The sequence below is a fragment of the Streptomyces sp. NPDC056480 genome (assembly GCF_042795405.1).
Classification (GTDB): domain Bacteria; phylum Actinomycetota; class Actinomycetes; order Streptomycetales; family Streptomycetaceae; genus Streptomyces.
Map to the genome: position 1 here is coordinate 172,270 of NZ_JBHTSA010000006.1, position 11,988 is coordinate 184,257.

General features: G+C 67.7%; 9 protein-coding genes and 5 pseudogenes. 4 read left to right on the forward strand and 10 right to left on the reverse strand.

Features of this window, described 5'->3' with window-relative positions; translation table 11 throughout:
- Positions 1-296: 296 nt before the first annotated feature.
- Entirely contained in the window at positions 297-920 is a 624-nt protein-coding gene (locus ACFQ79_RS05415; RefSeq protein WP_383579502.1) for a hypothetical protein, read from the forward strand.
- A gap of 205 nt (positions 921-1,125) precedes the next feature.
- On the opposite strand, the gene ACFQ79_RS05420 is transcribed toward ACFQ79_RS05415, so the two are convergent.
- Positions 1,126-2,007 (reverse strand): arginase family protein, encoded by an 882-nt coding sequence (locus tag ACFQ79_RS05420; protein ID WP_383579503.1) that lies wholly within the window; start codon positions 2,005-2,007, stop codon positions 1,126-1,128.
- Between the two features lie 88 nt (positions 2,008-2,095).
- Here ACFQ79_RS05420 and ACFQ79_RS05425 point away from each other — a divergent pair, with 88 nt between their 5' ends.
- Both ACFQ79_RS05425 and ACFQ79_RS05430 read left to right on the forward strand, forming a co-directional pair.
- Positions 2,096-3,304 (forward strand): hypothetical protein, encoded by a 1,209-nt coding sequence (locus ACFQ79_RS05425; protein ID WP_383579504.1) that lies wholly within the window; start codon positions 2,096-2,098, stop codon positions 3,302-3,304.
- A 69-nt stretch (positions 3,305-3,373) separates the two neighbouring features.
- Positions 3,374-3,769: a hypothetical protein gene (locus tag ACFQ79_RS05430; protein WP_383579505.1), complete on the forward strand. Its 396-nt coding sequence runs from the start codon at positions 3,374-3,376 to the stop codon at positions 3,767-3,769.
- A 128-nt stretch (positions 3,770-3,897) separates the two neighbouring features.
- Here the strand turns inward: ACFQ79_RS05430 and ACFQ79_RS05435 are convergent, their stop codons facing one another.
- The 9 genes and pseudogenes from ACFQ79_RS05435 to ACFQ79_RS05475 form a co-directional block, all read right to left on the reverse strand.
- The gene (locus ACFQ79_RS05435) at positions 3,898-4,749 is read right to left on the reverse strand and encodes an IS5 family transposase (RefSeq protein ID WP_383579517.1); all 852 of its coding nucleotides are present in this window, start codon (positions 4,747-4,749) and stop codon (positions 3,898-3,900) included.
- A 232-nt stretch (positions 4,750-4,981) separates the two neighbouring features.
- A pseudogene (locus ACFQ79_RS05440) lies at positions 4,982-5,794 on the reverse strand (IS701 family transposase); the annotation flags it as partial.
- Positions 5,795-5,817: 23 nt separating this feature from the next.
- On the reverse strand, positions 5,818-6,189 hold the full coding sequence (locus ACFQ79_RS05445) for a hypothetical protein (RefSeq protein WP_383579506.1): 372 nt from the start codon (positions 6,187-6,189) through the stop codon (positions 5,818-5,820).
- A gap of 165 nt (positions 6,190-6,354) precedes the next feature.
- A complete protein-coding gene (locus tag ACFQ79_RS05450; protein ID WP_383579507.1) occupies positions 6,355-7,248 on the reverse strand; it encodes an IS3 family transposase in 894 nt (297 codons plus the stop codon).
- Positions 7,245-7,544 (reverse strand): transposase, encoded by a 300-nt coding sequence (locus ACFQ79_RS05455; RefSeq protein ID WP_383579508.1) that lies wholly within the window; start codon positions 7,542-7,544, stop codon positions 7,245-7,247. The genes ACFQ79_RS05450 and ACFQ79_RS05455 overlap by 4 nt, the downstream gene beginning before the upstream one ends.
- 59 nt (positions 7,545-7,603) lie before the next feature.
- Positions 7,604-8,786 (reverse strand): annotated as a pseudogene (locus ACFQ79_RS05460) (ISAzo13 family transposase); the annotation flags it as partial.
- 52 nt (positions 8,787-8,838) lie between these two features.
- Positions 8,839-9,171, reverse strand: a pseudogene (locus tag ACFQ79_RS05465) (transposase); the annotation flags it as partial.
- Between the two features lie 129 nt (positions 9,172-9,300).
- Positions 9,301-10,001: pseudogene (locus ACFQ79_RS05470) on the reverse strand (transposase); the annotation flags it as partial.
- Positions 10,002-10,126: 125 nt separating this feature from the next.
- Positions 10,127-10,897 (reverse strand): class I SAM-dependent methyltransferase, encoded by a 771-nt coding sequence (locus ACFQ79_RS05475; RefSeq protein WP_383579509.1) that lies wholly within the window; start codon positions 10,895-10,897, stop codon positions 10,127-10,129.
- Between the two features lie 720 nt (positions 10,898-11,617).
- Here ACFQ79_RS05475 and ACFQ79_RS05480 point away from each other — a divergent pair.
- Positions 11,618-11,988 (forward strand): annotated as a pseudogene (locus ACFQ79_RS05480) (ATP-binding protein); the annotation flags it as partial.

Genomic DNA, 11,988 nt, shown 5'->3' on the forward strand with positions numbered 1-11,988 from the left:
CCCCGGGGGGGGGGGGTGCGCCGCCCCAAACGCCCCTCCCGCGCGGTCCCGGGGGGGGCCCGCGGTCGGGCGCCCCCCCCTCCCGGGCCCCTGCGCCCCGCAGGCCCTGCAAGCCCCCCCCCCCGCAGGCCCCGCAGGCACCGCAGGCACCGCAGGCACCGTAAGCCTCGTGCCTCGCGGCGCCACGCCTCGCGCGTGTTACGCCTCGCGCGTGTTACGCCTCGCGCGCGTTATGCCTCGTCAGCCCCACCGCGTAAGCCCATGCCTTCCCTCCAGCACCGGACCGGAGCACCGCCATGCACACCGCCACCCGACCCGCACTCCTCCTCACCGCAGCGCTCGTCCTCGGCCTCGCCCTGCCGCAGCCCGCCGCCGCACACGGCGACAACCTGGAAGTGGTCATCACCGGTCACCGGGACGGCCACGTCCTGACCGAGGTGACCTGGGAGAACGACGGCGACGCAGTCGACGAGCAGGTCGCCGCGCTGGTCAGCGCCGTCAGCGCGGACGGCCGCCGTACGGTGGGCCCTTGGAGGCTCGTCCGCGGCGCCCGCCCGACGGACTGGACCACCGCCGAAGCCCTGCCGACCGGCATCTGGAAGGTCACCGTCGCAGCCGGACAGCCCGCACTGGGACACGCCGAGCGGCAGGTGACGGTTGCGGCAGTTCCCTCGTCGCCCGGTGCCTCGTCGGTTCCGGGCGTGGCCGCGGCCACGCCGACCCACACTCCTCCGGGAACGCAGGAGACACCGCCGGCTCCGGAGACCTCCCGGTCCCCCTCGACCCCTCGATCCACGGTCGATGATGAGGACGAGCAGATCTGGGGTCCCTGGCTGACCACGGTCGGGCTCGCCGTCGCCTCACTCGCCGGAGCCGCCGCCGGGATCTGGATACGCCGCAGGCGGGGAGGACGTCGCTGACGGTGGCCGGGTCGCCGCGCCATGCTCGAACCCGTCCGGGTGCGGTCCCCCACCCGGCCCCGGGCCGGCGGGTCTCCAGACCTCCCGGGATCCAGACCTCCCGGGCGGCAGACCTCCCGGTCTCCAGACCTCCCGGGCCGCAGGCCTACCGAGCGGCTAGACCTCGCGGGCCGCAGACCTCCCGAGCGGCCAGAGCCCCCGAGCGCTAGACCGGCGGGTCCTCGACCGCCAGGGCCCGCAGCAGGCAGTCGTTCAGGCGGCCGGCGATCGACCCTTCGGGGTCGAGGCGCGGGTTGAAGATCGTGACGTCGAACCCGACGGCACGCTCGTGGCCCAGGGCCGTCCTCAGCACGTCCTCCAGTTCGGCCCAGCTCAGCCCGCCGGGCTGCCGGTAGTCGACGGCGGGCATGATCGCGTCGTCGAGGACGTCGACGTCGAGGTGGATCCAGAACCCGTCCCGCTCGGCGAGCCGGGCGACGGCGCCGCGCGCGGCCTCACCCGCGCCGGCCGCGCGCACGTCGTCGAGGGCGAGGGCGTACAACCGCGGCGGGAGCGGCCGGCTCCCCGCCGCGGCGGACTCGTCGGCGTCCCGGAACCCGAACGCGACGACGTCCTCGTCCCGCACCAGCGGCCCCCGCCCCTCCAGGTCGGCGAGGGTCCGGGGGCCGCGCCCGGTGGCCAGGGCGAGTTCCATCGACGCGACCTCGCCGGTGGGCTCCGCCGACGGCTGGTAGAAGTCCGTGTGTCCATCGAGGAACAGCAGCCCGTACCGTCCCCTGCGCCGCAGGGCGAGCAGGTTCCCGAGCAGGATGCTGCAGTCGCCGCCCAGGACGACGGGGAAACGCCCGGCGTCGAGCACCTCGCCTACGACGTCCGCCAGCCGTACGGAGTACCGCGCGATCCCGCCAGGGTTGAGCACCCCGGTCCCGGAGTCCCGCACCGGGTCGTACGCGGGCGGTTCGATCCGTGCGACCCTCGCCACTCCGCCGAGCACGGCATCCGGCAGCTCCTGCACCCCGGACGGGCGCAACCCGAGCACGGACGGCGCCTCGACGACGGCGAGGCCACGCTCGCCGGACAGCGTCATAGGTCCATGGTGTGCCCATCGGGCAGAGCGTGCGAGCTCCGGTGAAACAGGCCTGCTCAGGGCGTTGCCCGGGCAGTAGCATCCCCGCATGCGAAGCATCGACGCCCTGATACCGAAGGCGGGATTCCACGACACCGCAGGTCTGCGGGAGGTCGACGCGGAGAGACTCGCCCAGTACGTGGCGGACCCCGGGAACCCGTGGTGGCGGCGCCGGCCGTGCGTGATCGCGCTGACCGGCCGGGTCCCCGAGCGGTATGTGCCCGGGCTGATCGCGTGCGTACAGGATCCCCAGGACACTCCCGAGGTGCGCAGGGCCCTCCTCGACCTGCTCGCCGACCGGACGGAGCTGCTGCCGTGGCTGCGACACGAGGACCGTGCGTGCGACACCTTGTACGGCATGGGAGAGGCCTTCCTGAAGGCGCGGGACCTGCTCGGCGACCGTTCGGCCGCGCGCGGACTGGCGACGCTCGCCGCCTCGCCGCAGCAGAGCGCCCGCGACGCGGGCGATGCCGGTCTGGACGGACTCGTGGACCGTTACGGAGCGGACCAGATCCTGGCCCGACTCGGCGAAGAGCGCCCCGAGGACCGGGAGTTCCGCGTCCGGATGCGGTACCGCGCCGACGAGGACGTAACCTACGCACTCGCGGACCCGGACCGGCGGGTCGCGTACGCCGCCCAGTCGCTCGCGACCGACGCGGACCGTCTGCGTGCCTACCTCGAAGAGGCGCCGACCACCGAGGCGAAGGTCTGGGCGGCGTACGCGCTGTACGGCCTCACCGAGGACAGGGCCGAGGCCCGCGCGGTCTACGACCGTCTGGGGCGCCCCCGGGTCGAGGTCGAGGGCCTGGACGAGGAGCTCCGCCGTGCGATCGTCCACGAGTACGGTCCGGGGTGCCAGCGCCTGAGCGACCCTCGGTGGCGGATCGAGGCCGTCTGCGCCGAGCCGCCCGCCCGTCCCGACGTGGACGACCAGCTCCGCCGGGCGACGGCCGCCCTCGCCGCGGCCGGCCTCGCGCCGAAGCCCCCGGTCTCCTGCGGCGAGGACAACCAGCAGGGGGACGGGACGTACCACGTGATCGAGATCGGCGGGGACCGCCTCCTGATCAGCACCCTCGGCCCGTTCGCGACCGCCGAGGAGGACGCTCCCGACGCCGCCCGGCGTGCGCTCGAATCGGCGGGCTTCCGCTGGATCGACGGGGAGACGGGAGCGATCCGGGTCACGGACCTCTGCGTCTACTACTTCGGCGGACGGAACCCCCTCACGGTCGACGCTCTGCTCTTCTTCTGGCAGGACTAGGGGCTGTCCGATGGGTCGTGTGAGCCGATCAGGGGTGTGGCCTAGTCTTCGCTGAACGAAGGGGGCCGCATGTCCCGCTACACAGCCGAAGCGGAGGCGAGGATGAAGGGGATCACGTTTCCTGCCTGGCACGGAAAGCACTACGTGACCCTGGCCGAGCTGCTGGTTCGGCTCGGCAGCTTCGGCCTGGACCTGACCTGGCGCGTCGAACTCGACGAGATCGTCGATCCTCGCTGTGTCGAGATGGAGAGACGCTCCGCCGAATCCGGCATGGACACGTTGACGCTGTTGTCGCTGACGACCCCCTTCCTCCAGTTGATCGACGCCGAAGCTTGTGGGTTCGCCGGGGACGAGCTGGTGGTCGTCCTCACCGAGTTCGACAGCGGGTTGTGGGACGTCAGGGCGGTCGACGAGCGCGTGCTCAGCGACCTCCGCCGCCATTACCCGGGCGCCAAGGACCTCTGAACGGGGAGCTTCACGCCGGTCGGAGCCAGAGACTGATCGCGGCCACGGTGACCGCCCCGTGGAAGACGTACGCCCGCTTGTCGGTGACGCCGAACATGACGAGACGAGTAAGAGCGTCCGCCAGTAGGTCATCGGATGCGTGGCGTGCGGGGTCGTGTGTCCCATCGGTGGTGGGTCCAGGCTTGGCGGATGAGGTGGCGGACGGTGACGAATATGCAGGCCAGGGCGATGTAGAACTCGATCGTGGTCTTGCGTCGTTCGGTGCGGCGGCGGAGTTTGCCGCAGTTGTTCATCCAGGAGTTCGTGCGCTCGACGGCCCATCGCCCGCCGGCCTGGATCGGGACCTTCTCCCCACGGCGGGTGATCCGTGCGTCGGTGCCGCGTCCGGCCAGGTCGTCGCGGACGGGGCGGTAGTCGTAACCCGCGTCCAGGCCGGGCCGTGGGTGTTCCGGCAACGGCCCCGGAACCTTCCCGGGATCTCTGTACGCGTCCAGCGTGGCAGGGAGAAGGGTGTGGTCGCGGGTGTTCGCGGGTGCGGGCTCGGTGACCAGGGGTATGCCGTGCGCCTCGGTCAGCTGTGAACGTTTGAGGCCTTGTTTACCGCGGTCGACCGGGCTTCTTCCGGCGCACTCACCGCCGGCAGGTGCCTTGGTGATGCAGCCGTCCGCGATCAGGTGGTCGAGTTCGAGGCCGATCATGCGGTCGCAGGAGGACAGGACCAGCAGGCGCAGGTCTTCCATGACTCCCAGCTTGATCCACTCGTCCCGGCGACGCCGCAGGGTCGTGGCGGAGCAGTGCTCGTCGACCGCGCGTTCGTATCCACAGCCGAACACGAGGACCTGGACGAGGCGGTCGAAGACGACCTCATCCGGGATCCGCGGGTTGTGACAGCCCAGCGGATGGCGGTCCTCACGCTCAGGCAGCAGGGCCAGGAACTGGTCGCGAACAGGCTTGAGCAGGCATGATGGGACAGCAGGCACGGACACCCCGAGTGATCATGAAGCGTAGAGAACTCCATGATCGGGGACCGTGCCTGCACCACTTCATCCGCCTACTGGCGGACGCTCTAATACTGCAACTGCATGTGGGGGTCGTGGCCTCGGCGTTGGTAGTGGCAGCGTTGGGCTCGGGCTTGGCTGCGGCGTCGGAAGTGTGACCAGCGCAGGCGGTGCTCGTTGGGGTGGCAGCGGGGCGTGATGACGACGTGCCCGATCAGCCGGCGGATCTCCGGGACGCTGCGGGGTATGAGGTCTTGCCCGTCGTCTCCGCTGCCCCTTTTGTGGCTTCCGCGGCACGGATGGCGGTCAGGTAGGCGAGGGCGGCCATCGCGAGGGTGATGTGCCGGTACCAGGCCCGGTAGAGACGGACCTGGTAGTGGTCCAGGCCGCATTCGCCCTTGGCGGTCTGGAAGCACTCCTCCACCTGCCACCTCGCGCCTGCGGTCCTGACCAGGTCTTTCAGCCGGGAGGTGACGGGCCCGTAGCAGACGTAATAGGCGATGTCGGCGGGGTCGCTGATGCTGCGGCGGGCCAGGACCCAGTGCCCGAATCCGTCCTCCCATTCCGGACGGATCACGATCCGGGCCCAGTCGTAGAACCGCTCGCCGTGCGCACCCGCCCCGGCGGAGATCCGCTTCCGTGCCTGCCGGGGCAGGGCGGTGATCAGGTCACGCACCTCGGCGTCGGTACCGTCGGCGCGGGTCACGGTGTCGTTGACCTTGGTGGCCAGAACGTAGGCGACGTGCCGTTCCTCCAGCCATACCCGCATGTGCTTGACCTGGCCGTATGCCTCATCCGCGGTGCCCCAGGCGAAGGGGACGCGGGCGTCGATCGCGCGTTGAAGCATCCACTTGAAGTGCTCGATCTTCGTGGCGAACGGGACCTCGTCACCGATACCGGCCGCCCGGCACCTCTCGCGGTCATCCGTCCAGGAGACCGGGATATGCAGCTCGCGGTCGATCAAGGCCCGGCCCGCGGCGGAGGCATAGGCCAGGAACGTGCCGATCTGACAGTTCTCCGTGCGTCCGGGGGCTTGTATCTGAATAACTGTCAGAGTTGATCTGCGCAGGTGTCGTCGCGTGATGGCAGACGGGCTTGTAGTTGGGCGAGGGTGCGGGCAGGGGCTCCGAGTAGCGGAGTGACTGCGACGCGGTGCAGGTCCAGGAGTCGGTGGCCGTCTTGGAACTGGTTGGACAAGTTGGTGCGACTGACGTTCAGGAGCTGGGCCAGAAGTGTGCTGGTGATGGCTCTGCGGCGGCGTAACAGGGCGGTCAGCAGGCGGTGGTAGTGGTCGAGGCTGCTGGTCTGCGGGTGGAGGTGGCTGCGTGGACGGTGGAAGCGTCGTTGGAATGCGGCCTCGGCCAGGGCGTCCCAGTACGGTTCCGAGATGGCGACCAGGCGGTCGAAGTCGGAGCGTGACATGCCGGTCAGGGCCGGGTCGGTGAGTATCGCGGTCAGGGCGGGATCGATCCGCTGCCGGGTCGGTGCCTACTCAGGAGGCCGGGGTGCGACCGGTGCCAGGGTGTAGTTCCAGTCGCCGTGGAAGGCGTGGGATGAAGTTCCCCCGCTTTCTTGGACACTTGTTTCTTACGCTGCGAGGGTGTGGTCTTGTTCGTGCCGCTGCCGTGTCTCGAGTGGGGTGAGGTAACCCCAGTCGGGGTGCTTGCGGAGACGGCGACGGTTGTAGAAGGTTTCGATGAAGGTGAAGATCTCCGCTCGGGCGGTGGCCCGGTCGGGCCAGGAGCGGGTGCCGATCTCTTCTTTGAGGACGGCGAAGAAGCTTTCGGCCGCGGCGCTATCGTAGCAAGATCCGGTTCGTCCCATGCTCTGCCGAAAGCCCAACCGCCCTATCTCGCGGTGGAGTTCCTCTGACGTGTACTCGCTTCCGCGGTCGGAATGCGTGATGCATCCGGATTTCAGGCGGCCCCGGGCGGCGGCCATGTGCAGGGCGTCGACGACCAGAGCGGCGCGGTGATGGTCTGCCATGGAGTAGCCGACGATTTCCCGGGTCGCGAGATCGAGCCAGGTGGCGAGGTAAAGCCAGCCCTCGCCGGTCGGGATGTAGGTGATGTCGCCGACCAGCCTGGTGCCCGGTGCGGAGGCGGTGAAATCACGGCCCAGCAGGTCCGCGGCGGGCACGGCCTTCTTCGCCTGCCGGGTCAGACCCCGGCGCTTGCGCCGGGTGTGGCCGGTGACGCCGTGCTCGCGCATGACCCGCTCGACACGTTCCCGGTTGATCCGCCGCCCGAGTCTTCGCAGCTCAGCATGGATACGCGGAGCACCGTAGGTGTGCTTCGAAGCGATGTGAATCACGCTGATCTCGTGAGCCAGGGCATCGTCAGCGGCCCGCCGGACAGCGCAGGCCTGGGCTCCGGCGAGCCAGGCGTAGAAAGAGGAACGGTTCACTTCCAGCAGTCGGCACAGGAAAGCGACGGGGTGGGTGGTCTTCTCCGCCTCGATGAACGCGTATGTCTCGCTCACCGGTCGCTTTCCTTCGCGAAGAAGACCGCGGCTTTTCGCAGCACCTCGATCGTCCGGGCCTGCTCGGCGGCGAGCTTCCGCAGCCGCTTCAGTTCTTCACGCTCCGCACTCCCCAGCTCGCCGGGCCGGCCCTCGCCACGGTCGACCTTGCCGCGCTTGTACCAGCCGCGCAACGACTCCGGACTCACCCCCAGCTCCCGGGCGACCTCCGTCACGGTCCGCCCGGTCGAATCGACCAGCGCGACCGCGTCCCGCTTGAACTCAGCCGTGTACCGCTTCGTGTACTTACTTCCCACCTGACACTGCCTCCCCTGGGCTCACATGTCCCAGTGTCCAGGTGTCCACATCAACGGGGGAACTTCACGGATGTGATCGGCAGGGCATGGAACTCGGCGGCCGTAACTGTGGTGCCCAGGTCGTATCGGCCGGTGTCGAGTTCGGCGCCGATCTTGAGCCCGGTGCGTGTGGTCGTGGCGGCGATCGTCTCGATGACGACCTGGTAGCTGGGCAGGGGCCTGCCGCGCCAGTTCGCGGTGATGTGGCAGAACATTCGGTGTTCGATCTTGTTCCACTTCGATGTCCCCGGTGGGAAGTGGCAGACCGTGATCTCCAGTCCGCTTTCCAGGGCGAAGGCGGCGAGGTGCTTCTTCCATGTCCAGCGGCGGGGATCGTTGGAACCACCGCAGTCGGCGGTGATCAGCAGCGCGGCCGGCATCCGGGTGATCCTCCCGGCCGCGCTGCTGCCACCATCGGCGGATGGATTCCACCGCGAACTCGCCGGTGTCGTGATCGGTCCCGACGTTGACCCATCCGGTGTTGCGGGCGATGTCGTAGACCCCGTAAGGGATGACCACGGGCTGGTCGCTCGTGATGAAGGTGTGGCAGTCGACACGGATGGGGTTCTTGCCCGGCCGCCAGATGCGGCCGGGTCGGTCGCGGTTGCCGAGCCACTCCTTGGCCCTGGTGTCGACGCTGATCACGGGCTGGTTGTCTTCGAGGAAGGCCGTGGCGGTGGCGTTGATGTGTGTGAACTGGGCATCCCGGTCCGGATGGCTGGCGCCTTCGGTGGTCTTGGCGGTGCCCTGCAGGCTGTATCCCGCGGCGTGCAGCAGGCGTCCGACGGTCGCCGCGCTGACGGGGTGGCCCTGAGCGGTCAGCGCCGAGGCCAGGGACCGCAGCGAGAGCGTGGTCCAACGCAACGGCGAGACCGGATCACCGCGGGTTGTCGGCTCGATCAGAGTTTCAAGCGCGGACAGCAGACCGGGGTCGGTGACCGTCACCGGCCTACGGCCGGCTCCTGGAGCCCGGATCCGGTCAGGCGGCAAGGGGAGCCCGGACAGCTCGGCGATCCCGCGCGCGATGGTGGTCGCACTGGCGCCGGAGGCTGCCGCCACCAGGGTGATCCCGCCGTGGCCAAGCGCGGCGGCTTCGCTGGCCAGGTAGATCCGACGGCGCCGTTCATCGAGATGAGGAAGGAACTGATCGAACTTCGCTCTCAAAGCCACAACCGAGGCTCGAGCGGACGTACCCGCAGTCACACCTCATTGTCGCGCCAACACTCCGACACCGAGCAGTAATTGAAATACATGCCCCGGCCGTGCCGGAGTACTGCCGCTGGACCCCGGCCGACTTGATGCCCTTCTTCAGGAACCCGGTGCCGTCCCCGATCAGGACCGCGTCCTTGCTGCCGATCCTCTCGATGACGAAGCCACGGACGTCGTCACGGACCGCGTTCTCGTCCCAGTCGGCGAAGTTCAGCAGCCGCTGAAAACCGTCCGGGCGACGCTGGCCGGCCTGCTCAGCCAGCGTCCACCCGTTCTTCCTCTCCAGCGGCGCGAGCAACGTGGACAGGTAGTCCAGAGCCCGCTCACGCGGCTCCGACCTGCCAAAACGGCCCGCGAACCGGGCATGGAGACCGGCCATCCCATCGGACCAGTCCTCGATCTGCGCGACCGTCAGCGATTCATCACACAGTCAGCCCAACGACCAAGACGGCGACCTGTCACGCCACATGCGGTTGCAGTACTAATGGTGACACTGTGGGTGGAGACGTTCACGGGTCTGCGGATGCGGCAGTTCGAACGGTTGCTGAAGGTGGTCCGAGCGCAGTCGTCCGAGCAGCACAACAGGCAGGTCCCGCAGGACGTGGGCGAGGTAGGTGACGTCGTAGCCGGCGTCCATCACGATCAGGATTTCGGGTGTCCCGCGTGGACCAGGCGTTGAACGGCCTCGCGGAGCTGGGCGGCGGTGAGGAGTGTCGCATCGTCCGCGGGTCCGAGCCGCTGTGCGTCCAGGACCCGGCACCAGGAGGTGCGGCCTGTTTCCAGAGCAGCGACGAAGGAGTACGGCCAGCCAGGGACGAACTGGTCCTTGCCACGGGCGTAGACGTGACAGAATAGCCGGTCGTCGCTGGTGCGAGCGTCGGGACGGAGCCAGTTGCTCACGTCCACGGCCAGCACGATCCGCCCGTCGGCCGTCCTCGCAAACGGCAGGCCGGCCAAAGCGCGGCGCAGACGCATCGGTTCAATCCAGCCGCGGTTCAACCCCGCATACAACGCGCCATGTCCACGCCGGTGCCCGGCTGTCAAAGACAGCTCGACCAGGGTGTTCACCGGCCCGTCCGCACACAGCACCGCGCCGGTCAGCTCGAAGGGCCCGTCAGCCCAGGCATACAGGCAGTCGTAGAACTCGACACGAAGGCGGGACAACACACCCAACGCCTCGCGTCCGGACACCCCGGCAGGCAGACTCATACACAGCGGCCGTTCTCCGGAGCTTCCTGACTCGACATCTCGAAGCGTGGAAAACGGCCGCCTCCGCCGTCTCCGGAAACACCGCAGATCAGCAGGTCGGGTGACAGACGAGGCTAAACGACAAGCTAAGCGGCTGGTCTTCTCGCGTAAAGCAGGAACCGGCGTTGTGATACGATAATTGGCCTGCTCATCTCTAGGTCGATCAATCTTTGAGCGTTATCCTCAACCCGGAAGCCAGGGACATCCCAGGGAACCAGGCCCATGTATTCAACGAGGGTCTCTGTGTCCTTGAACGTCATCTTTCCAGACCACTCCATTGCTGTGTCAATCACCAGTCCGGCTGACTCGAAAGCAGCTGAGAGGGCATCCAGTGTGGAGTCTGGATACGAGGGCTCCCCTCCGAACCACGACCGCAGCTCATGCGCGTCACGGCCATCAACCTGCTGCGTGAGGAGCACCCCGCCCGGAGCAAGTACGCGGGCGATCTCCATGGCATCGACCGCTTCATGTCGTGCCATAACGAGGTCCGCCGAGTCGGAGTCAAACGGCATCCGATCACCCTTCTCGGCATCGTACGCGACCACGGCGATGCCAAGAGGGGAAAGGTTCCGGCGAGCGAGACCGATGTTCGGCTCCCAGCCCTCGGTTGCGGTAACTCTCAAACCCGCTGCTCGCTCGCAGCCGATTGAATTGACCAGTCGAATGAGACGTTCTCCACCACCAGTCCCCATGTCTATTACACGTGCCACCTCGCCGAGCGCTTCCCTGCAGTCAGCCTCAAAGTCCCACGGTGGCTCTTGTGAGACTACTCGGTCATCGAGGCGGGAAAAATCCCAGCCCGTCATTTGAGCTTGCGCATGCACAGTGGCTAGTTTGCCGATAAAAGTAGACGTCATTGAGCAACTCCTATTCAAGCGAGTCCGGTGAGGGCAGACAGGAAGATTTGCGACTCTGGCGGTTTATTGTGCCGAGTTCCACAGGTGGAGCTGTCACGATCCGGGCAGCGGCTTGCCCCGCTGGCGCCTATCGGGACCTCGCCGAGCAGCTGCGTGATCCCGTTGTTCGCAACCTGCCCCCTGACTGGCCCGGTGTGAGCCTATCCAGCCTCGGGGACCCACGAGCTGCGCATCGACAGGAGACACCGGTGCCCCCGGTGCTTGTGAAGCCTCGGTGCGCAGGTCTGTCGCACTATGGGCGGGCGGCATTGCCAATCCCTACCCTCCTCGTCGGCTGATTCTGTAGTCCAGGAACGTAGCCTCTGGGCAGTCGGCTACCTCCACGATCTCTGAACACCTGGCATGATCCTGGCTTTGATGGACCAGATAGGCAGAGGATCAATCTGGCGCGGTGCATCAAACAAGAGCATCCGGTACTCACAGCGAGCCACTGCGGCACTGCGGACAAACATGTGGTGCCCGAAATGCACATAGGATGCGGTCTTAGCTCATGCCGAATGCGGCTTATTTTGAGTCTCACTTTCTAGCGGGGGCGAGAACTTTATGCGAGGAGAAGGAGTTGTTGAAGCCGGAGACGAAAGATGTGTACCTGTCACAGGTGGCACCTCCCCCAATGCAGCCTCCACCAATGGGGAGGTGATACAGAGAGGGGCCTGAATAGGCCTCAGGCTCTCGAAGCTGCCGCATCACAAGACGCTCGAGGACTACGACTTCTCCTTCCAGCCCGAACTCGAACCGCGCAAGGTCAAAGACCTGGCCACCTTGTCCTTCGTCGAAGACAAGGCCAACGTCGCCCTGCTGGGACCGCCGGGAGTCGGCAAGACCCACCTCGCCGTCGCTCTCTCGGTCGCGGCTTGCCGAGCGGGCTACTCGATCTACTTCACCAGCCTCGACGACATGGTCCGTCACCTCAAAGCCGCCGAGGACCAGGGCCGACTGATGAGCAAGCTCACCAGCTACCTTCGCCCCGCCGTCCTCGTGGTCGACGAAGTCGGATACCAGCCGCTCGAGCGGGCCGAGGCGAACCTGGT